We start from the raw sequence: 23,147 nt of genomic DNA, 5'->3' as shown, positions 1-23,147 counted from the left end.
GTGAGACTACGTCCCCGCGTGCCCGGCCGACAACTCCCCGTCCGCGACGCCTCCCGTAACCCCATGCGTCCCCCCGCCGTCCGGTACGCCATCCGTCCCCCCGCGCGAGCCCTCGTCCAAGCCCCCGCGCGAGATCCCGTCAGCGGGCGTCCTCGGCCGGGAGACGCCCTTGCCCGGCCCGGAGGCGATCGGCCCCGACGGCGGCTTCGGGGCCTGGGACTGCGCGATGAACGCCCCCACCAGCACCAGCGCACCGCCCAGGATCTGCGGCAGCGACAGATGCTCCCGCAGCAGCACCCATGCCAGCACGGTCGCGACCACGGCCTCCAGGCATGCCACCACCCCCGCCACCTGCGGCGACAGCATCCGTACGGAGACGACTCCGGTGACATAGGCGAAAACAGTCGCGAGCAGCACCACCCAGGCGAGCAGCAGCCAGGCGGCGACCGGTGTCCCGCCCATGGCCACGTCCCCGCCCAGCACCGAGAAGTCCATGCCCCACGGACGCGCGATCACCGTCAGCACCGCCGCGCCGATGAGGAGCCCGTACGCGATGACGCCCAGCGGGTTCGCCCGCTCCTCGCCGTCGCTGCCGTGGTCGGACAGGATGAAGTAGCAGGCTTGACAGCCCGCCGCGCCCAGCGCGAGCAGCAGCCCGAGCACATCGAAGCTCAGCCCGGCCCACACCTCGACGACACACGCGAGACCGGTGACCGCGAGCACCACGCCGACGGCGGCAGCCCTGGTGACGGGCCTGCGCTGTACGAAGCGGATCCAGCCGAGGACCAGCGCCGGGCCGAGGTACTCGACGAGCAGCGCGACCCCGACGGGAATCCGGGAGATGGAGGCGAAGTAGAACGCCTGCACTCCGGCGACGGCGAGGAGCCCGAAGCCGAGCAGGAACACAGGTTTACGGCGTACGAGATCGCGGTGGCGCCAGGCGAGCGGCAGCATGATCAGCGCCGCGCCCGTCACCCTCAGCCACACCACGTGCAGCGGGTCCAGACCCGCCTCGATCAGCGGCTTGGCAGCCACACCCGAACCACCGAACGCGAACGCCGAGACCAGGGCTATCGCCAGTCCCGCGCTCTTTCCCGAAGACGCCTGCATCGGCACATCATGTCAGCGCGCGTCAGTACCGTCGACCCTGTGACGCATGGCGAGACGCGGATCATTCGGCGGCGGCCAGCCCTTCGTAGTCCCGCCGAATCCGGTCGTCGAGCGACTCCGCGTCGACGCCCGCCCGGCTCAGTACCTCCATCGCGCGGCACCCCGGATCTGCGGCGAGGCGGGCGAGGAGATCGACACCGGTCGCCCGCGCGTTGCCGCACTCCTCGGCGCGTTTCAGCGCCCCCTCCATGGCGGCCGCCGCCGAGGGAGACCAGCCCGCGCCCCAGCCGCCGTCACCGTCACCGGCACCGACGCGGACCCCGGGCTCGATCCCGGTGACGCGGTCGGGATCGGTGAGCCGGTCGGGGTCGGTGAGCCGGTCGGGGTCCGCGCCGACGCAGGCGCCGTCCGGAGCATCGCGTACGACGGGGAGCGCGCCCGAGTCCTCCACCGACCCCTGCCACCGCAGTCCGTAGCCGATGCTCCGCTGAACGAGATAGCCGAGCACCCGCGCGATCTGCGGTCCCGGCCCGAACAGCTCACGGACCTCCGGGTCCGACTCGATCAGCGAGTGCAGCAGATGAGCGGTGTCGACCTGCCGGTCCCCGTCGCGCAGGGCTCTGCGGCGCGCGCCCTCGACCACCGAGGCCAGTTCAGGGGTGAGCCGGGTGTCGGATTCCGCACGCGAGACGGCGCGCTGCCGGGGCAGTCGCGGCCGTCGGGGGTCTGAGCTCTCCACATAACCCACCTCATCAGCCGCCGAAAGGCCGTGCGTCCCCGTCTGGGGCCATTTGCCCATCCCACCGGAGGTGGGTACGCCCGACCGTTTCCTCCTCCTTACGGATGAGATCGCGGAGATCTCCCCCTGACCGCGCGCGCCGCCTTGCCGCACACCCGCACCGCGAGCCGTATGCCCCGTACACATGCGTCCGGCGGGCAACCGACCGACACCGGGAGAGCGTCCCCCCGTGCATGTTCTGGATGGTCGCTCTGCTCGCGGTGGACGGGCGGCAGTACGTCTACCGGGTGTACGCGCCGGCCTGCGCGCTGCCCGCGGATCTCTTCTGGGCCGCCTTCCACTGCCATGACGAGGGACCGCACCCCCGCGCCTCCGACTGCTTCGACTCCGCCGAGATCTGGCACCACCAGCTGATCGAACAGATCTGACTGTTCATCAGTACTGAATGCTCGACCCGGTACGGCTACGTTCCGCGGCACCGTGACCCGATATATGAAGCCTGATACCTGAAGAAGGGGTGGCCGTATGGCCACTCGAGGATTCGGCGACCGCCGCACTCGATGAATCACTATGCGGACTCGGCGGGCCAGCCGACCGACGCCCACGGTCCTCGCAACTCCCACAGATCGCGGGTGTTGCGAGGACCGTTGGAACCCAAGGGGTGCGCGGACCCTCGGCCGTCGCCACGGGTCAGTGCTCGTCGGGTCAGTGCTCGTCGGCGAGGATCAGATAGAGCTTCTTGCGGGTTTCGTTGATCGCTTCGACGGCCTTCCGGCGCTGCTCGGCGTTTCCGGTCTTCCAGACCTGGCCGAAGGCTTCCATCAGCCCCCAGCCCGCCTGCCGGATCTCGTTGACCGTCTCCCAGTCGACACCGCGCCCGGCCTGTTCCCACGGGGCATCCGGCCCCGACTCGGCCTCGGCGCGTCCGGAGTCGGTGAGCGTGAACAGCTTCTTGCCGCCCTCGCTCGCACTGACGATCAGCCCCTCGTCCTCCAGCAGTTGGAGTGTCGGGTAGACCGAGCCGGGGCTGGGCTTCCACGCCCCGCCGCTGCGCTCGTCGATCTCCTGGATCATCTCGTACCCGTGCATCGGGCGGTCCTTCAGCAGGGCCAGGATCGACGCGCGCACATCACCGCGCCGCGCCCTCCCCCTGCCACCGCCACGGCCGTGCCCGCCGCCGAAGGGCCCGCCGCCGAACGGCGGACCGAACTGCCCGAACGCGCCCCGGCGTCCCTCGAAACCGCCCCGACCCTGATGGCCGGGCCCGCAAGGCCCATGTCCGTGTTCGTGTCCATGTGAACGCATCGCTACGCTCCTTCCATCGTTGATCTGTCGCGATGCGTCAACGATATATCGGAATAGCTCGCCCGACAAGCCTCGGCCGTACGGCGGGCCCCCTCGGCGACCGGCCGGCCCCTCGCTCGGCACCGGAACAGGTCTTCCGTCAGGTTTTCCGTCAGGCCACCCGTCGGGACATCCGTCGGACTGAGCGGCCCGTGCGGAGAGAAGCCGGCGCCCTGGACGTACTCCACGTCGCACCCGGATCCGCCGCCGAGGAGCACGTCGGAAACGGCCACCCTCGCCCGTTTGGCCTTGGCCCGCCCACTACCCGCACAGCTACCGTCCCCCTATGCGCATCCACTTCGTCGACGCCTTCACCCCCCGCCCCTTCGCCGGAAATCCCGCCGCCGTCGTGCTGTTCCCCGGAGCCGACCGCTTCCCGGACGACTCCTGGCTCCAGCAGGTCGCCGCCGAGGTCAATCTCTCCGAGACCGCCTTCGCCCACCCTCTCCCCGCCTCGGCCCGCGAGGACCGCGCCGACTGGGCCCTGCGTTGGTTCACCCCGGCCACCGAAGTGGACATGTGCGGCCATGCGACGCTCGCCACCGCCCATGTCCTGCACACCACCGGCACCGCGAGCGGCACGGTCCGGTTCGCCGCCCGCTGCGGAACCCTGTCCGCCGCCGCCGATGAGGACGGCTCCATCACGCTCGACTTCCCCACCTCCCCGCTCACCCCCGTCGGGGTCCCGGACGCGGTCGCGGACGCCATCGGCGCGCGGGTGATCTCGGTACACGACACCGGCCAGCACGTCGGCGACCTCCTTCTGGAGGTCGCCGACGAGAAGACCGTGCGCGAACTCACCCCGGATCTGGTCGCCGTGGCCGCGCTCTCCCGGCGCGGGGTCATCGTCACAGCGGCGGCCGAGGACCCGGCGGGCGGCTACGACTACGTCTCACGCTGCTTCTTCCCACGGGTCGGCATCGACGAGGACCCGGTCACGGGCAGCGCCCACACCGCCCTCGCGCCGTTCTGGTCGGCGCGCATCGGACGTACGGAACTGACCGGGCTCCAGGCATCCGCCCGCTCCGGCCTGGTCGGCACCTCCCTGCGCGGCGATCGCACCCTGCTCACCGGCCGGGCCGTGACGGTCATCGACGGCGAACTTCTGACCACTCCCTGACCTCGGAGCCCCGTCCGGAGCACAGCCGTGATCCCGCCCGGCACGGAGAGGGGCGTACGGACCGGTTCCGTACGCCCCCACGGACCGCAGCTCACGCGGTCGGCAGCCAGCCCACTTTCCCGGCCAGCAGCGCGTACCCCACGAACGCCACGATGTCGAGCAGCGCATGCGCCACCACCAGCGGCCCCACCCGCCCCCAGCGCCGGTATAGCAGTACGAAGACCACGCCCATGACCATGTTGCCGATGAATCCGCCGATGCCCTGGTACAAGTGGTACGAGCCTCGGAGCACCGAACTGGCCACCAGCGCGGCCATCGGGGACCAGCCCAACTGTCCGAGACGGCGCAGCAGATAGCCGACGACGATCACTTCCTCCACGACGGAGTTCTGGATCGCCGACAGGATCAGCACGGGGAACTTCCACCACACCTCGGGCAGCGACTCCGGCACGACCGTCAGATTGAAGCCCGTCGCCCTGGCCACCAGATAGAACGCCAGGCCCGCGCTCCCGATCCCCGCGGCGACGAGTGTGCCGCGCCCCAGGTCCGGCCAGGGCCTGGTCCGGTCGAAGCCCATCGACCGCAGCCCGCCCGCGCCCTCCCTCGTCAGCAGATGCGCGACCAGCAGGACCGGCACCAGGGCGGTCGCGATCCCGAAGAGCTGCCAGGCGAGATCGAGCCAGGGCCGTCCGGGTGCGTACGACCCGTTGAGGGAGGCCGCCTGTTCCTTCAGACCACCCGGTTTCGTCAGCGATCCGACAAAGCTGATCAGCGACGACACCGCGCTGGCCCCCAGCGAGAGCGCGAGCACCAGAAGCGTCTCGGACCGCAGAGCACGTCGTGGCACGCCCTCCTGGGGAAGAGAATCGGCCACGCGTCCCGCCTCCATCTGCACCTGCGCCTCCAGTCGGGTGATCCGGTCTCGTCCCCCATCCTCACCCGGCCAGGGTCTCGAACACAGACACGAAAGGCTCGACACGGGGTCGGCGTCGGGGAACGACCCCTCACAGGCGGGACGGACCCCTCACAGGGGACACCACAGCTTGCCCGATTCCGCCGCTGCCCCGGACGCGGTGCGTCCCGGCCCGTCTCAGGCTTCCGTCTCGCGCCCCGGAAACCCGATCGGCCAGGTGTGCACCGGATCCCCCCGGTGCATCAGCTCGCAGTAGCGACGGGTCATCGCCGCCAGGGCCGCGTCCCGCTCCAGGCCGGCCTCCAGCGCGCGGTGGAAGGTCTCCGCCTGCCAGGAGGCCCCGTTGATCCGCCGCCTGCACCGCTCCTCGATCGCCCCGAGATACCGGTCGCGGTCGGCGGCCTCGATGTTCCACGCGTCGAGCCCCGCGGCGGCCAGCGGCAGCAGTTCATCGCGTACGAGTTTGACCACGGGCACCCGTGTGATGCCGCCCGCCCGGCCGGGACGCGGCCACTGGAGCTCCGCGTCGATGCCGTCGCGGCACGCGGTGTCGAAGTTCTCCGCCGCTGCCTCGAACGGGAGCCTGGTCCACACCGGCCGCGGCTCCTCCGCGAGCGCGCGGACCAGTCCGTAGTAGAAGGCCGCGTTGGCGATCACATCGGTGACCGTGGGGCCCGCGGGCAGCACCCGGTTCTCCACCCGAAGATGCGGCACCCCGCCCGCGATGCCGTAGACAGGGCGGTTCCACCGGTAGACCGTGCCGTTGTGCAGGACGAGTTCGTGGAGTCCGGGGACCCCGCCGTCGTCGATGATCCGCAGCGGATCCTCTTCTTCGTCGCAAATGGGCAGCAGGGCCGGGAAATACCGCAGATTCTCCTCGAAGAGGTCATATACGGAATTCACCCATCGCTCACCGAACCAGGTGCGCGGGCGCACCCCCTGGGCCTGGAGTTCCGGCGGCCTGGTATCCGTGGCCTGCTGGAACAGCGGTGGCCGGGACTCTCGCCACAGTTCCTTCCCGAACAGGAAGGGCGAGTTGGCCCCGACCGCGACCTGAACCGCCGCCACCGCCTGCGCCGCGTTCCACACATCCGCGAACCGTGCCGGCGTCACCTGCAGGTGCAGTTGGACGGATGTGCACGCCGCTTCCGGCGCGATCGACGCCGAAGTGCAGGTCAGCCGCTCCACGCCCTCGATGTCGAGGGCGAACGCCTCACCGCGCGCCGCGACGATCTGATCGTTCAGCATCGTGTAGCGGTCGTCGTCCGAGAGATTCGCGCTGACGAGATCGTCCTGGGCGAGGGTGGGCAGAATGCCGATCATCACGATTCCGGCGCCGACTTCATCAGCTTTTCGGTGGGCATATCCGAGCCCCGTTCGCAACTCCTCTGCCAGCTGGTCGAGAACCCGGCCGTCGAGCCGGTGCGGAACGATATTTACTTCCAGGTTGAACATTCCCAGTTCGGTCTGGAAATCCTGGCTCGCGATCCGCTCGAGCACTTCCGCATTCATCATCCTGGGCAGCCCGTCGGCACCCGCCAGATTCAGTTCGATCTCCAGACCCATGAGATTTCTGGGACGGTCGAACCTCTTCTCCGCCAGGAGCCGTCCCAGTCCCGCCAGACACTGCTGGAGCTTCCGCCGATACCGCTGGCGATCAGACAGCGCGAACCCGTCCGTCACGACCTTGTCCCCCATTGAAGCGTCCTTCCTCCGGTGGGCGGCACGCAGCATCGGTCGCTCGCGTCACGGACGATAATGCCCAGACCGACTGATCCATAACGCAGCGCGGGCGCTTCCGGACCGGTACCGTGGCGTGCGCCATCGGGCGGCCCGCAGACCCGGCAGGGTGCAGTACACATCTACCTTCACCCACTGTCTGGTGAAAAACGCCGACGAGTTTCGGCCTACCGGCATGGGGACATACTCCCAGGCTATCGCCGGAAACGTAGGGGAAAACCGGCGTATCGAACGGCTGAAAAGGACTTGAATCCGCCTTGCCCTTAACGCCGGCCAGCGCTAGCGGAAACACAGTGAGAACACGTGTCGTATAAACTCGGTGGACGAGGCAGAGAGTTGGCACCCGGTGGCCCTTCCGGCCCCCCTCTGGCCCCGCACGCTGACAGCGCCGTCCGCACCTGCCCTGGCTCCACGTGTCTCCCAAGCGAGAGGCGACCCATCATGCCGCTGCATGTCCCCCCGGCCCCAGCGCCTGCCGTCCGCAGCGTCCTCGCGGCACTCGGTTCCCCGTCCGCCGTCCACGAGGACCACATCCCGGCACTCAGGTCCGTCCAGGGACCCGTGAGCCCCGAATCACCGCTCCCCGTACATGTACTGGAGAAACTGAAGGTGCCGGACGGGCTGGACGGGATCGTGCCCGACGATCCCCGGCCCGCCACCCGGCTCACCGGGTGGCGCTTCCTCCTCCGCGCCGGCGAGCGGTCCGTGGCCGCGGCGGAGACGGAGCTGACCCCGGACGGCTGGCTGTTCTCGCACTTCTTCGAAGGCCCCTACCTCCGCTCGACCGAACAGGCGCTCCGTCAGGCGGAGTCGCTCCAGACGCCGTTCCAGCCACGGCTGCTCTCCATACCCGCGCTGTACATGCTCACACTCTGGCTGCACGCGGACACGGAGGCCGACGCCTCCGCGGGCACCCCCGGATCCACCGACCTCCTGGTGCCGCTCGCCCCGGCACCGCCCGGCATCGCCGCCCACCGGCCGCACCGGTTCGCCGACCTCCTGCCCGTGATGAACCTCCGGCTGACTCCCGCCCCGCTGCTGGGCTCACCGGCCTGACACACCGCCGCCCCACATCCCGCCCGGCGGTCGAACCCTGTTCGCGCCCCGTCACTCATCGGTGACGGGGCGCACTGCTGCCCGAATGGACTAGTCCATTCCGGCCCCCCTGAACCACCCGAAAGGACAGTCAAGTTGAGCTGAACCGCCCGCGTGGGTGATACGTCTCTCATGAGAGAGACGAGCTGTCGCGAAATCCCTGCGGATTGACGCTCGTGCGGCAACACTGGGATCGGACCGACAGATACGGGGGGCGGCCATGAACACCTCATCGAGCCGCGGGACACTCACCACATCACAGCGAAAGAACCCACCCATGTGCCAGCATCAGCCACCTTGCCCGACATCCGACTCAGCCGACAGGGATGCGGCGCGCCTCATGGCGCACCACCCTGAACAGGGCTGGAGCCTGCTGTGCAATGGCGTGCTCCTCTTCGAGGACACCGGCGAACTGCTGCCCGACGGACAGATCATCGCGCCGCACCGGCCTCTCCGGGCGGTGAAGGCGGCCTGAGAGCCGTCTGAAAGCCGTCCCTCGGCACCCGTTGGATCGAGCCCTCTGCGTGGATGCGTCGCATCGTACGGCGGGGGGCGCCCGCATATCGGGCGCACAGGCGCGATCCGGCCAAGCGACGCGGCGGCGACGGGCGAGGCGGGGGCCTTCGCCCACGACGAGCCGGGGTTCCGTACGCGGATCCGGCGCGGTACGACGGGCCGTCGGTCGTGCCGCGAGCTGTTCTCCGTACAACAGCTACGACGGGTACGACCGGGGCGAACCGCACGACAGAAGCAAACCGTACGACAGGGGCCGGCCGGAGAGTTCCTCCGTACCGGCCCCGACGCACGCGTGCCGTCCGTCAGTTGTCGTACTCGTCCAGCGGCGGGCAGGAGCAGACGAGGTTGCGGTCCCCGAACGCGTCGTCGATCCGGCGGACCGGCGGCCAGTACTTGTCCGCGGCGTTCACCGCGCCCGGGAAGACCGCCTCGTCCCGGCTGTAGGCGTGCGTCCACTCCCCGCCCAGCGCGGCGGCGGTGTGCGGGGCGTTCCGCAGCGGATTGTCGTCGGCCGGCCACTCGCCCGACGCGACCTTCTCGATCTCCGTGCGGATGGCGATCATCGCGTCGCAGAAGCGGTCGATCTCGCCCAGGTCCTCGCTCTCGGTGGGTTCGATCATCAGCGTCCCGCTGACCGGGAACGACATCGTCGGCGCGTGGAAGCCGTAGTCGATGAGCCGCTTGGCGATATCGGCCACGCTGACGCCGGTGGCGTTCGACAGGGGCCGCAGATCCACGATGCACTCATGGGCGACCAGTCCGGCCGGTCCCGTGTACAGCACCGGGTAATGGGGCTCCAGCCGCTTGGCGATGTAGTTGGCCGCGAGCACGGCGACCTGGGTGGCCCGCTTGAGGCCCTCGCCACCCATCAGCCGCATATACGCCCAGGAGATCGGCAGAATGCCCGCCGAGCCCCAGGGAGCCGCCGAGATCGGTCCCACACCCGTCTCGGGGCCGGCGGTCGGCTGGAGAGGGTGGTTCGGGAGATACGGGGCCAGGTGCGCCCGCACCGCGACCGGACCGACGCCGGGGCCGCCGCCGCCGTGCGGGATGCAGAACGTCTTGTGCAGATTCAGATGTGAGACGTCCCCGCCGAACTCGCCCGGCTTGGCGAGGCCCACCAGGGCGTTGAGGTTGGCTCCGTCGACGTACACCTGGCCGCCCGCCTCGTGGACCCGTGCGCAGATGTCGGCGACGTGCTCCTCGAACACCCCGTGCGTGGAGGGGTAGGTGATCATCAGCACGGACAGTTCGCCGCGGTGCTTCTCGATCTTGGCGCGCAGGTCGTCGACGTCGATCTCGCCGTCGTCGGCGGTCTTGACGACGACGACCTTCATGCCCGCCATGACGGCGCTCGCCGCGTTGGTTCCGTGCGCGGAGGACGGGATGAGGCAGACGGTGCGCTGCTCTCCGCCGTTGGCACGGTGGTACGCGCGTACGGCGAGGAGCCCCGCGAGTTCGCCCTGGGATCCGGCGTTGGGCTGGATGGAGACCTTGTCGTAGCCGGTGACCTCGGCAAGCCGCTCCTCCAGCTCCCGGATGAGCGTGAGATAGCCGGCGGCCTGTTCGACCGGGGCGAAGGGGTGGATCTGCCCGAATTCGGGCCAGGTGACCGGTTCCATCTCGGTCGTCGCGTTCAGCTTCATGGTGCAGGAGCCGAGTGGGATCATGCCCCGGTCCAGCGCGTAGTCACGGTCGGCCAGGCGGCGCAGATAGCGCAACATGGCGGTCTCGGAGCGGTGCTGGTGGAAGACGGGGTGGGTGAGGTAGTCGTCGGTCCGCAGCAGCGCCTCGGGCAGCGCGTCCCCGGTGGCGGCGTCCAGCGCCTCGATGTCGGCGTCGACGCCGCAGGCGGCCCAGACGGCGGCCACGGCCGCGCGGGTGGTGGTCTCGTCGCAGGCGACGGAGACATGCGCGTCGTCCACGAGGCGGATGTTGACCCCGCGCTCACGGGCGGCGGCGACCACATCGGCGGCCGGGGCCGGGACGCGTACGGTCAGGGTGTCGAAGTACGAGCCGTGCACCACGTCCACACCGCCGGCCTTCAGGCCCTCGGCGAGCAGGGTGGCGTAGCGGTGGGTGCGCCGGGCGATCGACCGCAGTCCGTCCGGGCCGTGGTAGACGGCGTACATCCCCGCCATCACGGCGAGCAGCACCTGCGCGGTGCAGATGTTGCTGGTGGCCTTCTCGCGGCGGATGTGCTGCTCGCGGGTCTGGAGCGCGAGGCGGTACGCCTTGTCGCCGTCGGCGTCCACGGAGACGCCGACGAGCCGTCCGGGCAGGCTGCGGGCGTACGTCTCCCGCACGGCCATGTAGCCGGCGTGCGGGCCGCCGAAGCCCATGGGGACGCCGAAGCGCTGGGTGGTGCCGATCGCGATGTCCGCGCCGAGTTCGCCGGGCGAGGTGAGCAGGGCCAGCGCGAGCAGATCCGCGGCCACGGTGACGACCGCGCCGAGGGCGTGCGCCTGGTCGATGACGGGCTTGAGGTCCCGTACGGCGCCGGAAGCACCGGGGTACTGGAGCAGGACGCCGAAGACGCCGCCGTCGGCGATCTCCGCGGGGATGCCTTCGCTCAGGTCGGCGGCGACGACCTCGACTCCGGTCGGTTCGGCGCGGGTCCGGATCACGGCGAGGGTCTGGGGCAGTACGTCGGTGTCGACCAGGAAGACGCCGTTCTTCACCTTGCCGACGCGGCGGGCGAGCGACATGGCCTCGGCGGCGGCGGTGCTCTCGTCGAGGAGGGAGGCACCGGAGGTGGGCAGGCCCGTCAGTTCGGCCACCATGGTCTGGAAGTTCAGCAGGGCTTCCAGGCGGCCCTGGGAGATCTCCGGCTGGTACGGCGTGTACGCGGTGTACCAGGACGGGTTCTCCATGACGTTGCGCAGGATCACCGGCGGGGTGAAGGTGCCGTGGTAGCCGAGGCCGATCATCGGCGTCAGCACCTCGTTCCGGTCGGCGAGGGAGCGCAGCTCGGCGAGGACCTCGGCCTCGGTGCGCGCGTCCGGGAGCCCAAGTGCCCCGGCGCTCTTGATGACGTCGGGCACCGCCGCGGCGGTCAGCTCGTCCAGCGAGCCGTAACCCACCTGCGCCAGCATCTTGGCCTGGGCCTCGGCGTCGGGTCCGATGTGGCGCTGCTCGAAGGGTGTGCCTCGCTCCAGCTGTGCGAGCGGCATGCGGTTGGCGGTCATGTAGGAGGCCTCCTGGTCTGACACGACCTGCGAGGGGCACCACGGCGCGGGATGCCCTGGACGGCCTCCCCCTCTGTCATCTCAACCTGAGAGCTTCGCCGGACCGCCCGAAAACGGGGCGCTCCGGCTTTCACCGTCGGTGAGAGCGGATGCCGTCCGACGCCCGCCCTGCTTTCCAGAGTGACCTCGTCCGTGCGGTACAGGTGCCTGAGAGATTCCGGGGAGGATTTGCTCCTTCGGCGCCACCGTCGTCCTGCCGGTGGACTCTCCCGCACGGGGTCAGCAGCCGCCTGCCAGCCTACCAGCGCACACTCTCGACGATCGTTCATGCGATCCCTCAAGTGGCCGACGGCCAGAATGTGCCCTTTCGTATGATTTAACCAGCAGTTGCGACCTTCTGGAGGGACCGTGCGAACCGATATCGATCCGCGCAGCCTGATCGGCCGCAAGGCGTTCGACCGCAACGGCGTGAAGATAGGAACGATCGACGAGGTCTATCTGGACGACGCCACGGGCTCACCCGAATGGGCGGCAGTCCGCACCGGGCTCTTCAGCCGGGACGCGTTCGTCCCGCTGGAACCGAGCACCTTCGCCGACGACATCCTGCGTGTCCCGTACGAACGCTCGCTGGTCAAGGACGCGCCGGACTTCGGCGTCGGCCGCCATCTCTCCCCCGAGCAGGAACTCCAGCTGTACCACCACTACGGCCTCGAACTCTCCGTGGCCCCGGAGACTCCGCCGTCACCGGCCCGCGACCGCTCCTTCGGGAAGGTCGCCGGCGACGACGCCTGACGCGAATCGTCGGCCAGGGCGACGAGGGCGACCAGGGGCAGCGGATCGGAGAGCACCAGCTCCGGATCGTCCGTTCGGAACGTGCGGACGCGCCCAGGCGGCGAGTCCGGCTCCTCGAACCGCACGGTGACCCGCCCCACCCCGCTGCCCTGCACCCATCCGGCCCCGTACACGGCATGCCGCACATCGTGACCGGCGGGCCAGCGCCGCTCCCCCAGCGCCTCGTCCCCCGCGGGCGCGTCCCCGGCCCCGGCCGTGTGCCCGCCGTGCCGTACGGGTCCGTCATCGCCCGGCAACGCACCCGTCCGTACTCCGCCGCCGAGGCCGCCGGGCGGCGGCCGGTCACCGCTCTCGTACGGGCTCCGCGGGTCGGCGTCTCCCGGCCGTACGGCTCCTCCCGCGCCGGGCACGGCCTCCGCCGCTCCTGTCGGCTCCCCAGCCGCCGCCTGGGCGGCCTGGGCGAACAGGTCCTCCTGGGTGTAGTCCGCGAGGCCGCTGACCCCCACGCCCAGCAGTCGCACCCCGCCCGTCGTGTCCACGGCCTCCAGCAGCCGCGCTGCCGCCTCCCGTACCACCGAGGGGTCGTCGGTGGGCCCCCGCAGGGTCTCCGAGCGGGTCAGCGTCGAGAAGTCGTACCGCCGCACCTTCAGCACGATCGTCCGCCCCGAGTGCCCCGACGCCCTCAGCCGCTGTACGCAGCGGTCCGCGAGCCGCTCCACCTCCAGCCGGATCCCGACCCGGTCGTGCAGATCGACGTCGAAGGTGTCCTCCACCGACACCGACTTGGTGTCGCGCTCGGCGACCACGGGCCGGTCGTCGTACCCCATCGCCATCCGGAACAGCGAGGTCCCGTGGGCCTTGCCCACCAGCCGTACCAGTTCGTCCTCGCCCGCCTCCGCCAGCTCCGCGCAGGTCGTCATGCCGGCCCGCCGCAGATGCTCCCCGGTCGCCGGTCCGACGCCGGGCAGCGTCCGTACGGACATGGGCCCGAGCAGCTCGCGCTCCGTGCCGGGCTCTATGAGGACGAGCCCGTCCGGCTTGGCCTGCTCGGAGGCGATCTTCGCGAGCATCTTGGACCCGGCGAGCCCCACGGACCCGGTGAGCCCGGTGACCGCCCGGATGTCCGCGCGCAACCGCTCGCCCACCAGCCGCGCCGACAGCGAGTCACCGGCCGAGCCGCCCGCCTCCAGATCCACGAACGCCTCGTCGAGGCTGAGCGGCTCGACAAGCGGTGAGAGCCTGCCGAGCAGCGCCATGACCTGATCGCTGACCGAGCGGTAGACGGAGAAGCGTGGCACGAGATACGCCGCGTTCGGCGCGAGCCTCCTGGCCTGCGCCATGGGCATCGCCGAGTGCACTCCGAAGCGTCTCGCCTCGTACGAGGCCGTGGCGACGACCCCTCGTGGACCGAGGCCGCCGACGATCACCGGTTTTCCGCGCAGGCTGGGCTTCGCCGCCTGCTCGACGGCGGCGAAGAACGCATCCATGTCCAGATGCAGAATCGTCGGCGCGGATCTCACATCTCCGATGCTGCCTCACGCCACTGACAATGCCCCGCCAACCGGCCCGCGCGCCCTCCACCGGTCCCACCCGGGCACAGGGCCCCAACCGCGTATCGTCTCGTCCTCGCCGTCGCCGGTACGGGCACACCGGCGACGGGTCCGCGCTCAGACCGCGCGGTCGCGTCTGCGCCTGGCCAGTTCGTCGGCCGGGTTGTTCCCGACGAGTGTCTCGCCGGTGTCGATCCGCTCGCCGTGCAGCTGCGACAGCGCCGCCTCGACATCGCGCCAGACCACGCCGACGGCGATGCCGAAGATGCCCTGTCCGCCCTGGAGCAGATCGACGACCTCGTCGGGAGACGAGCACTCGTAGACCGTCGCCCCATCGCTCATCAGGGTCATCCGCTCCAGATCGGCGAAGCCGCGATCCCCGAGATGCCGCACGGCCGCCCGGATGTTCTGAAGGGCCACGCCGGTGTCCAGGAACCGCTTGACGATCTTGAGGACGACCACATCGCGGAAGCTGTAGAGGCGCTGTGTGCCCGACCCGTACGCCGGGCGGACACTCGGCTCGACCAGGCCGGTACGCGCCCAGTAGTCGAGCTGTCGGTAGGTGATGCCCGCGGCCGCGCACGCGGTGGGCCCGCGGTAGCCGACCGTCTCCTCGGACGGTTCAGCCGCACCCCGCTGGAGCGGATACGGCCCGCCCTCCCCCGGACTCCGTCCGAGGGCGCCCCCAACCGCACCGTCGCCGCTGCTTCTCACGCCGGCCCTCCGTCCTTGACTGCCCACACGACGGTAGGCAGTCACCAGGGGTGCGTCAACGATCGCCACACTCGCCACGCCGAGTGATAATCACCCTGAGAGTGGTTTCGCATGCCCCGATCCGGGGAAGGGCTGCTCGAATGCGCCCTGTCCGCCGGCGGGTGGCCACCGGCTTCCGCCGACGGCCACCATGCTCACTCAGCGTTCAGCGGTCACTGACTGCTGGTTCCGAAGTCCTCGGGAGAGATCTGGTCGAGGAACTCGCGGAACTTCTCCACCTCGTCCTCCTGCTCGTCCGGGATGGCGATCCCCGCGTCGTCGAGCACCCCGTCACTGCCGTAGATCGGCGTGCCGGTGCGCAGGGCGAGCGCTATGGCGTCGGACGGGCGGGCGCTCACCTCGACTCCACTGGCAAAGACCAGCTCCGCGTAGAAGACCCCTTCGCGCAGGTCGGTGATGCGGACCTCGGTGAGTTCCTGCCCCACCGCCTCCAGCACGTCCTTGAAGAGGTCGTGGGTCAGCGGTCTGGCCGGTGCCATGCCCTGCTGTGCGAAGGCAATGGCGGTCGCCTCCCCGGGACCGATCCAGATGGGGAGGTACCGGTCGCCTCCCACTTCACGCAGGAGCACGATCGGTTGGTTGGAGGGCATTTCCACCCGGACACCCACAACGTCGAGCTCGTTCACACAGCAACCCTAGGACGTGCCCGGCCTCTTTGGGTAGTCGGGCACGTCCATGATCAGTGGAGCCGGACCCCGAGAGCGGTCTGTACCAGGGCCGCGTGGAGCCGTACGGACAGGGCCGCCAGCTCTTTCGCGGTGGCCTCGGCATGCGCTCTGGTCTGCGGATTACGATGCCGCCGCAAGGGTGCGACCACCTGTTCGACGAGTCCGGCCTCCCGGTCGGCGGCGGCCTTCATGGCCCGCAGATGCCGTGGTTCGAGACCGAATCTGCCGAGATCGGCGATGAGCCGGGCCACGGTCACCGACTCGGCGTCGTACCCGCCGTCGCCGTCGGGTGCGAGCAGGCCGTACGACTCCCAGTCGGCCAGTTCCTCCTCGCCGACCTCGGCGGCGGCCAGCAGCTCGGCCCGCCCCACCCTGGCGGCGGTACGCCCGTCGGCGTCGGACTCCCCGGCCCCGTCGGACAGCTCCCGGCCGGAGCTCTGAGCGGGCAGCTGCGGCTGCTCGCCACGGGCGACGGCGTCGAGATGCTCGCGGATGACCTTCAGCGGAAGATAGTGGTCCCGCTGCATGCGCAGCACCTGGGCGAGCCGCTCGACATCCTCCGAGCTGAATTTCCGGTACCCGGACGGGGTACGGCGCGGTTCGACCAGCCCTTCGGCCTCCAGAAAACGGATCTTGGAAATCGTGACGCCGGGAAACTCGTCCCGCAGCTGATGAAGCACCGTGCCGATGCTGATCAGCTTCTCGCCCGCGGAGGCGGTGCCGTGTCCGGCACCGCCCGTCGTCGGTGTTCGCAGCATGTGCCTTCCCTGACGGGCCTGACGGATTACATGCCCCGCTGGCTCGCATGGCTCGCGTAGAAGACCAGTCGGTACTTGCCGATCTGGACCTCGTCGCCATTCGCCAGATAGACCGCGTCGATCCGCTCACGGTTGACGTAGGTGCCGTTCAGGCTGCCGACGTCGGCGACGCTGAAACTGCCGTCCGGGCTCCTGCGGAACTCGACATGACGCCGGGACACGGTCACGTCGTCCAGGAAGATGTCGCTCTGCGGGTGCCGGCCGGCCGTGGTCAGCTCGCCGTCGAGCAGGAAGCGGCTGCCGGAGTTGGGTCCGCGCCGGACGACCAGCAGCGCCGAGCCGAGGGGCAGGGCGTCCACGGCGGCCTGAGCCTCCGGGGACAGCGACGGGAGCTGTGTCTGCCCCGTCACCTCGGAGTCGTACGCCTCCAGCCCGGAGATGGAGATCGTCGACGTCGTCTCCGAAGGACGCTCGGCCGAGACCCCGCCACGCAGTGGTGCTCCGCAGTTGGAGCAGAACCGGCTGGACTCGGCATTGCGGTTCCCGCACCTCGTACACACCGTCACGCCCGCCATGGACGGATCCTCCTGTCGCGGCTGGCCCCCGCGGGGATTGGTCGCATAGGGGTCGGGGGCAAACCCTCCACCCGTACCTGAGGTTGATGGTTCCCCGAAACCTATGCGGCCGGGACCGGCAGGGTCAACAGACGACGCGCCCCGGCCACCCGGAATGTCACCACCCGGACCAGCGACCTCGTCCCGGAAGAGAGGCCGCTCAGCGCCCTGCTCCTCCTGGCCATGACGCCGGGCACGATGCCTGGCGTTGCCGCCGTCCTCGCGTCCGCTCTTGCCGAACAACTTCGCAAACAACTTCACGGGCGATTCCCCTTGACCGAAATAGACCCGCCCGTGGGGCAGGACGAACCCTCATTGATCACACCTGCCGACCCGGACATCATCACAACGTCCGCGGCCGTCAGACAGTTTCCATTACGCCGCGCGATGTCGGTGTGCCGACCCCCCGCAACCTCTCGTCCCGGCGACCCGGGCATCGCGCTCCCCGGCCTCACCGCGCTGACGACCGAGCGTAGTCAGGGCTCTTCACGGGTCGCAAGGCATCCACGACGATCCTCTCCGCGCGCTCCACCGTGGCCGTGGCCTGCTCCTTTTCCAGTGTTTGCACGACCCCGCCCGGAATGTTCAGGGCGGGCTCCAGATCCTGCGGCTTTCCGATGACCTTGAAAACGTACGGCGCGCTGATCCGCATCCCGTCCACCTTGATGTCACCGCCGGTGCCCGTCAGATAGGTATCGGCCACGACCCGGACGCCATTGACCTGAATCGCCTCGGCGCCCGCGGCCCGCAGCTCCTGGACCGCGTCGAGCAGCATGTCCGGCTCCACGGAGCCGGACTGGCCGGCGACGGTGAGCGTGATGCCCGGCCCCTGGGCCGCGACGGTCCCGGCCAGGATGCCGAGCTGCTGTTCCTTCTGCCGCGTCTGCTTACGCGCCTCCTCCGCCTGGTCGGAGCTGTTCTCCAGTTCCGCGCGCTGGACCTCCAGGCGCTGCTTCTCGTCCTCCAGCCGCTGGGTGCGGCTGTCCAGCTCGTCGAGGATGCGTACGAGATCCTCCTGGCGTGCCCCTCGCAGAGCACTGTTGTCACTGGTCGAGCGGACCTGGATGGCGAGCCCGAGACCGAGGACGAACAACAGGACCGCGACGATGAATTGGGCGCGGGTCGCCCGGGGCGGCCAGAGACCGGCCTTCAGCCGCTGCCGGCCCGTCAGCCCCGCCGGGGCCGTGCCGGTCTCCTTGGTCGCCTCGGTGGCCTCCGGCTCCGCGCGTTCGGGTCCGCCGGGTGCCGGTTCCGCGGGTGCCGTTCCTGCGGGCTCGGAGGGCTCGGCCTCGGGCATCTCGGACCGGGGACCGGCGACCTTGGGGGCGGTGTCCTCGGGAATCCCGTTCCGGGGACGCTCTTCGCTGTTCATCGGCGTCACGCCTGGAAGACGTGCCGGCGGATCGCGGCAGCGTTGGAGAAGATCCGGATGCCGAGCACGACCACCACTCCGGTCGACAACTGGGCGCCGACGCCCAGCTTGTCGCCGAGGAACACGATCAGGGCGGCCACGACCACATTCGACAGGAAGGAGACGACGAACACCTTGTCGACGAAGATCCCGTCCAGCATGGCCCGCAGCCCGCCGAAGACGGCGTCGAGCGCGGCGACGACAGCGATCGGCAGATAGGGCTCGACCACCGCCGGAATCTCGGGCCGGACCAACAGTCCGACCACGACTCCCACGACGAGGCCCAGTACGGCGATCACGATGTGCCCTTCCCTGTGTCTGCCGTACCCTGCCCGCTGCCCTTCCCGGCATCGGGGGTTCCCGGCTCTGCTGTGCGTACGATCAGGCTCGGGGCAGCCGGAAGACGCACCTTGTCCTGTGTAGAGATGCTGAAACGGATCCCGAAGTTCTCTCGCAGCACCTGCAAATACTGTCCGTCGGAACTTTCCTGGAACGAACTGCTCAGCCGCTTCCCGTCCCCCACCGCCAACACCGTGTACGGCGGCACCAGCGGCCGGTTGTCGACCAGTATGGCGTCGCCCGCCGCACGGATGGCGGAGAGGGCGGTCAGCCGCTGTTCATTGATGGCCACGGCCTCGGCGCCGGACTCCCACAGTCCGTTGACGATGCGTTGCATGTCGCGATCGCGCACCCGGCCCGTATCACTGAAGCCGCTGCTCTCCCGGGGACCGCCGGCACCACCGCCGACGGCGTCCTTCGCATCGTCCACGACGAGCTTCACGCCGGGTCCGCCGACCTCCGTCGCCCCGGCGAGCATCGCGACGAGTTCCCCCTGGCCACCGTCCTGGGCGTTGAGGGCCTTCCGCTGCCGCTCACCCACCTCGTCCCGGAGTTCGTCGACGCCTCGCTCCAGTGCGTCCGCCTCGGCGGTCTCGGCGTCGACGCGGTCGATCAGTTCCTCGCGCTCCTTGGCCACGACCGGGGCGGATATCCGCGCCTCGGCGGCGCCGACGGTGACTATCACGGCCGCGAGCACCAGGCCGAGGGCGAGCCAGAGCTTGGCCCGCAGGGTACGGGGCAGCCCACCGCCCTCCGCCCGGCGCCGGGCCGTCGCCTCGGCGTATCCCTCGTCGAGACTGTGCTCCATCACGTTCGTCAGCAGCGACATGGACGCATCGGGGCGCGGCGGTGGAGAACCAGTGCTCCGAATGGGGGGCTGCTGCGGCATGCCGCACATCGTCGCACGCCATGGCCGCTACCGCCGAATGGCCCCACCGGCGGGCCGGGAGCCGTCGGTGGACAACTCCCGGCACACCGGTCACACGTCAGTGACCTGCGCTGTCGACGACGGCGGCCCACTCGTTGAGCAGTGCCTGCGCCGAAGCGTCATCGGGTCCTTCCGCCCACAGATGGGTGACGGCCTCCGCGGGGTCGGGCAGCACCATCACCCAGCGGCCGTCGGTCTCGACGACACGAACCCCGTCGGTCGTGTCCACATGCCGCTCCTCGGCCGCCTCCACGACCCGCCGCATGACGAGCCCCTTGACCGCCCAGGGAGTGGCGAGATCACGCCGCAGCACATGCGCGCGCGGAATCCGGGCGTCGATCTGGCTCAGCGTGAGCTGCGTACGCGCCACCAGCCCCACCAGCCGTACCAGGGCCGCCGTACCGTCGAAGACACTGCTGAACTCCGGCACGATGAAGCCACCGCGGCCGTCGCCGCCGAAGATGGTGGTCTCCTCGCGGCCCACCCTCGTCAGATCGTCGGGCGAGGTCGTCGTCCACTCCACCTGTGTGCCGTGGTACGCGGCCACCTGCTCGGCGATACGGGTCGTCGTCACCGGCAGAGCCACCCGGCCGCTGCGCCGTTCGGCCGCGACCAGGTCGAGCAGCACCAGCAGCGCCCGGTCGTCCTCGATGATGCGACCCCGTTCGTCCACGAGCGACAGACGTTCGCCGACCGGGTCGAATCGCACGCCGAAGGCCGCCCTCGCGGAGGCGACGATCTCGCCGAGCCTCACCAGTCCCGCCCGCCGGGTGTCGGCCGACTCGGTCGGTCTCGCTTCGTCGAGACCGGGGTTGATGGTCAGAGCATCGACCCCGAGCCGTCCCAGCAGACTCGGCAGCACCAGCCCGGCACTGCCGTTGGAGGCGTCCACCACGAGCTTGAGGCCCGATTCGGCGACCCCTGTCGTGTCGACGTTCCGCAGCAGTGATCCGGTGTACGAGTCGAAGACGCTGGCGGGGAAGTGCAGATCGCCGATCTCCCCCGGAAACGCCCGCCGGTACTCCTGGCGGGCGTAGACCCGGTCCAGTTTCCGCTGCCCGCCTTGCGACAGGTCCGCCCCTCGTTCGTCGAAGAACATGATGTCGACCGAGTCGGGCACCCCCGGCGATGTACGGATCATGATGCCGCCGGCGCTGCCGCGCGCGGTCTGCTGGCGTGCCACCGGCAGCGGCACGTTCTCCAGGTCCCTCACATCGATGGCACTGGTCTGCAGCGCCGAGATCACGGCCCGTTTGAGCGCCCGTGCGCCACGGGAATGGTCGCGCGCCGTGGTCACGGTGGCGCCCTTCTTCAGCGTCGTGGCATACGCTCCGGCCAGCCGTACGGCCAGCTCCGGAGTGATCTCCACATTCAGGATCCCGGAGACTCCCCGGGCCCCGAAGAGATGCGCCTGCCCCCGTGACTCCCAGATGACCGAGGTGTTGACGAAAGCGCCGGCTTCGATGGTCTTGAAGGGGTAGACCCGCACATTGCCCTGAACGATCGATTCTTCACCGACGAGGCACTCGTCACCGATGACCGCGCCGTCCTCGATACGAGCGGATCGCATGATGTCGGTGTTCTTGCCGACGACGCAGCCGCGGAGATTCGCATGCTCCCCGATGTACACATTGTCGTGGATCACCGCTTTATGAAGGAACGCACCGCTCTTGACGACGACGTTCGAGCCGATGACTGTGTGTTCGCGGATTTCGACATCGGCTTCGACTTTGGCGTAATCCCCGATGTACAGCGGTCCGCGCAGTACGGCGTCGGGATGTACTTCGGCGCCCTCGGCGACCCAGACACCGGGCGAGATCTCGAATCCGTCGAGATCGACGTCGACTTTGCCTTCCAGGACGTCGGCCTGGGCCTTCACATAGCTCTCGTGTGTGCCGACGTCTTCCCAGTAGCCCTCGGCGATATAGCCGTAGATCGGCTTGCCTTCCTTCATGAGCTGGGGAAAGACATCAGCGGACCAGTCGACGGGTACATCGGCTTCGACATAGTCGAAGACCTCGGGTTCCATGACGTAGATTCCGGTGTTGACGGTGTCCGAGAAGACCTGGCCCCACGTCGGCTTCTCCAGGAAGCGCTCGACCACACCCTCTTCATCGACGATGGTGATGCCGAATTCAAGTGGGTTGGGTACCCGCGTCAGACACACCGTGACCATCGCGCCCTTCTCCTTGTGGAAGGAGATCAGGTCGGTGAGGTCGAAATCTGTGAGAGCGTCACCGGAGATGACGAGGAACGCGTCGTCCTTCAGCGCTTCCTCGGCATTCTTCACGCTGCCCGCGGTGCCGAGTGGCTTCTCCTCATTGGCATAGGTGAGCTCCATTCCGAGCTCTTCGCCGTCACCGAAGTAGTTCCTGACGAGTGAAGCGAGAAACTGTACGGTCACGACGGTCTCATTGAGACCATGCCGCTTGAGCAGCCGCAGCACATGCTCCATAATCGGCCGGTTGGCAACCGGCAGGAGCGGCTTGGGCATGCTGGAAGTCATGGGGCGAAGCCTGGTTCCTTCGCCACCGGCCATCACGACGGCCTTCATGTCGGAAGCGTCCTCCTTGAGAGACGACGGTCCAGCCGACTTCGCTCGTCCAAAGAGGCCCTCTGGCGTCATGCGCTGCCGGCGACACTGCCGGGCGCCGCATCAACGAGTTCAATCGGGCACGGTATCCGCCTTGACGAGACGGCGGACCTGGACCACGTACAGGATCCCTGCCCACCAATACAGAGTTGTACCCCATCCTGCGAAGGCCCATCCGAAAACAGCGGCAAGTGACGCAAGCCACCCCGCGCCGTCACTCAGCAGCAGCAACGGAAACGCGTACATCAGGTTGAAGGTGGCGGCCTTGCCGAGGAAGTTCACTTGAGGCGGCGGATAGCCGTGCCGCCGGAGGATTCCCACCATCACCAGCAGCATCAGTTCGCGTGCCAATAGGACTGCCGTGAGCCAGAGGGGCAGGATGTCCCGCCAGGTCAGACCGATCAGAGTGGACAGGATGTACAGCCGGTCGGCGGCCGGGTCGAGAAGACGCCCCAGACTGCTGACCTGGTTCCACCGCCGGGCGAGCTTGCCGTCCAGGTAGTCGCTGATGCCGCTGAGCATCAGCACCAGCAATGCCCAGCCATCGCTCTTGGGCCCGCCGAACTCCGGGCGGAGAATCAGCCACAGGAAGAGCGGTACGCCGAGGAGGCGGGCCATGCTGAGGATGTTGGGGATGGTGAGTACCCGGTCCGTCTGAACCCGAGTCTCCTGGACCTCCACCCGGGGGCCTCCTGTGTGGAACGTGCCGACGATGCCCCCTGACCCTACCTTCAGCCGACCGGCTCATCGGCACAGGGGTGTTGAGGTCAGCGGGCGGTTGTCGGCTGTGGCCGGTGCCCACCACCCACCCCATTCCCGCCCCGGAACCCGCCCCGGAATTACGAATAGGGTCCGGAAATGCGGAAAGGCCCCGCACCTGTGGTGCGGGGCCTCCCCCTCGATAATTGTTCGGCGGCGTCCTACTCTCCCACAGGGTCCCCCCTGCAGTACCATC

General features: G+C 69.3%; 21 protein-coding genes and 1 riboswitch. Of the genes, 5 read left to right on the top strand and 16 right to left on the bottom strand.

The window, feature by feature from the left end; all coding sequences use genetic code 11:
• Window positions 1-6: 6 nt before the first annotated feature.
• Window positions 7-1,110 carry an EamA family transporter gene (locus ACWEFL_RS26990; protein ID WP_451717201.1) on the bottom strand — a complete coding sequence of 368 codons (1,104 nt, stop codon included), beginning with the start codon at window positions 1,108-1,110 and terminating at the stop codon, window positions 7-9.
• 61 nt (window positions 1,111-1,171) lie between these two features.
• Entirely contained in the window at window positions 1,172-1,819 is a 648-nt protein-coding gene (locus ACWEFL_RS26985; protein WP_451717344.1) for a Clp protease N-terminal domain-containing protein, read from the bottom strand.
• A 263-nt stretch (window positions 1,820-2,082) separates the two neighbouring features.
• Here ACWEFL_RS26985 and ACWEFL_RS26980 point away from each other — a divergent pair, with 263 nt between their 5' ends.
• Window positions 2,083-2,277, top strand: coding sequence for a hypothetical protein (locus ACWEFL_RS26980; protein ID WP_451717199.1), 195 nt, complete (start codon window positions 2,083-2,085; stop codon window positions 2,275-2,277).
• Between the two features lie 277 nt (window positions 2,278-2,554).
• Here ACWEFL_RS26980 and ACWEFL_RS26975 read toward each other — a convergent pair whose 3' ends face one another.
• Entirely contained in the window at window positions 2,555-3,154 is a 600-nt protein-coding gene (locus tag ACWEFL_RS26975; RefSeq protein ID WP_451717197.1) for a PadR family transcriptional regulator, read from the bottom strand.
• A gap of 325 nt (window positions 3,155-3,479) precedes the next feature.
• Here ACWEFL_RS26975 and ACWEFL_RS26970 point away from each other — a divergent pair, with 325 nt between their 5' ends.
• Window positions 3,480-4,313 carry a PhzF family phenazine biosynthesis protein gene (locus ACWEFL_RS26970; protein ID WP_451717195.1) on the top strand — a complete coding sequence of 278 codons (834 nt, stop codon included), beginning with the start codon at window positions 3,480-3,482 and terminating at the stop codon, window positions 4,311-4,313.
• Window positions 4,314-4,404: 91 nt separating this feature from the next.
• Here ACWEFL_RS26970 and ACWEFL_RS26965 read toward each other — a convergent pair whose 3' ends face one another.
• Together ACWEFL_RS26965 and ACWEFL_RS26960 are read right to left on the bottom strand one after the other, a co-directional pair.
• Window positions 4,405-5,202 (bottom strand): CPBP family intramembrane glutamic endopeptidase, encoded by a 798-nt coding sequence (locus tag ACWEFL_RS26965; protein WP_451717342.1) that lies wholly within the window; start codon window positions 5,200-5,202, stop codon window positions 4,405-4,407.
• A gap of 201 nt (window positions 5,203-5,403) precedes the next feature.
• Entirely contained in the window at window positions 5,404-6,924 is a 1,521-nt protein-coding gene (locus tag ACWEFL_RS26960) for a glutamate-cysteine ligase family protein (protein ID WP_451717193.1), read from the bottom strand.
• 483 nt (window positions 6,925-7,407) lie between these two features.
• Here ACWEFL_RS26960 and ACWEFL_RS26955 point away from each other — a divergent pair, with 483 nt between their 5' ends.
• On the top strand, window positions 7,408-8,022 hold the full coding sequence (locus ACWEFL_RS26955; RefSeq protein WP_451717191.1) for a hypothetical protein: 615 nt from the start codon (window positions 7,408-7,410) through the stop codon (window positions 8,020-8,022).
• 316 nt (window positions 8,023-8,338) lie between these two features.
• Complete coding sequence (locus ACWEFL_RS26950; RefSeq protein ID WP_451717189.1) at window positions 8,339-8,536, top strand: DUF5999 family protein; 198 nt, start codon at window positions 8,339-8,341, stop codon at window positions 8,534-8,536.
• Between the two features lie 343 nt (window positions 8,537-8,879).
• Here the strand turns inward: ACWEFL_RS26950 and gcvP are convergent, their stop codons facing one another.
• Complete coding sequence (gene gcvP / locus ACWEFL_RS26945) at window positions 8,880-11,765, bottom strand: aminomethyl-transferring glycine dehydrogenase (RefSeq protein WP_451717187.1); 2,886 nt, start codon at window positions 11,763-11,765, stop codon at window positions 8,880-8,882.
• A gap of 185 nt (window positions 11,766-11,950) precedes the next feature.
• A riboswitch (glycine riboswitch) is annotated at window positions 11,951-12,047 on the bottom strand.
• Between the two features lie 126 nt (window positions 12,048-12,173).
• On the opposite strand from gcvP, the gene ACWEFL_RS26940 reads away from it, so the two are divergent.
• Window positions 12,174-12,557, top strand: coding sequence for a PRC-barrel domain-containing protein (locus ACWEFL_RS26940; RefSeq protein ID WP_451717185.1), 384 nt, complete (start codon window positions 12,174-12,176; stop codon window positions 12,555-12,557).
• Here the strand turns inward: ACWEFL_RS26940 and ACWEFL_RS26935 are convergent.
• From ACWEFL_RS26935 to ACWEFL_RS26890, 10 genes are all read right to left on the bottom strand, one after another.
• Window positions 12,467-14,077 carry a DNA polymerase IV gene (locus ACWEFL_RS26935; protein WP_451717183.1) on the bottom strand — a complete coding sequence of 537 codons (1,611 nt, stop codon included), beginning with the start codon at window positions 14,075-14,077 and terminating at the stop codon, window positions 12,467-12,469. The two genes, ACWEFL_RS26940 and ACWEFL_RS26935, sit on opposite strands and share 91 nt — an antisense overlap.
• A gap of 147 nt (window positions 14,078-14,224) precedes the next feature.
• A complete protein-coding gene (locus ACWEFL_RS26930; RefSeq protein ID WP_451717181.1) occupies window positions 14,225-14,821 on the bottom strand; it encodes a MerR family transcriptional regulator in 597 nt (198 codons plus the stop codon).
• Between the two features lie 212 nt (window positions 14,822-15,033).
• Window positions 15,034-15,507 carry a bifunctional nuclease family protein gene (locus tag ACWEFL_RS26925; RefSeq protein ID WP_004002801.1) on the bottom strand — a complete coding sequence of 158 codons (474 nt, stop codon included), beginning with the start codon at window positions 15,505-15,507 and terminating at the stop codon, window positions 15,034-15,036.
• A 53-nt stretch (window positions 15,508-15,560) separates the two neighbouring features.
• Window positions 15,561-16,307 (bottom strand): transcriptional regulator FtsR, encoded by a 747-nt coding sequence (gene ftsR, locus ACWEFL_RS26920; protein WP_451717180.1) that lies wholly within the window; start codon window positions 16,305-16,307, stop codon window positions 15,561-15,563.
• A gap of 26 nt (window positions 16,308-16,333) precedes the next feature.
• Window positions 16,334-17,224: an FHA domain-containing protein gene (locus ACWEFL_RS26915; protein WP_451717340.1), complete on the bottom strand. Its 891-nt coding sequence runs from the start codon at window positions 17,222-17,224 to the stop codon at window positions 16,334-16,336.
• Window positions 17,225-17,372: 148 nt separating this feature from the next.
• Window positions 17,373-18,293 carry a DUF881 domain-containing protein gene (locus tag ACWEFL_RS26910; RefSeq protein WP_451717178.1) on the bottom strand — a complete coding sequence of 307 codons (921 nt, stop codon included), beginning with the start codon at window positions 18,291-18,293 and terminating at the stop codon, window positions 17,373-17,375.
• Between the two features lie 5 nt (window positions 18,294-18,298).
• Entirely contained in the window at window positions 18,299-18,631 is a 333-nt protein-coding gene (locus tag ACWEFL_RS26905) for a small basic family protein (protein WP_451717176.1), read from the bottom strand.
• Complete coding sequence (locus ACWEFL_RS26900) at window positions 18,628-19,560, bottom strand: DUF881 domain-containing protein (protein ID WP_451717174.1); 933 nt, start codon at window positions 19,558-19,560, stop codon at window positions 18,628-18,630. The genes ACWEFL_RS26905 and ACWEFL_RS26900 overlap by 4 nt, the downstream gene beginning before the upstream one ends.
• 97 nt (window positions 19,561-19,657) lie before the next feature.
• Entirely contained in the window at window positions 19,658-22,153 is a 2,496-nt protein-coding gene (locus ACWEFL_RS26895) for a sugar phosphate nucleotidyltransferase (protein ID WP_451717172.1), read from the bottom strand.
• Window positions 22,154-22,264: 111 nt separating this feature from the next.
• Window positions 22,265-22,873: a CDP-alcohol phosphatidyltransferase family protein gene (locus ACWEFL_RS26890; RefSeq protein WP_451717170.1), complete on the bottom strand. Its 609-nt coding sequence runs from the start codon at window positions 22,871-22,873 to the stop codon at window positions 22,265-22,267.
• Window positions 22,874-23,147 lie beyond the last annotated feature (274 nt).

Source organism: Streptomyces sp. NPDC004838 (assembly GCF_053600955.1).
Note: the sequence above shows the minus strand (reverse complement) of the source record. Positions and strands in the feature narration are given on the sequence as shown.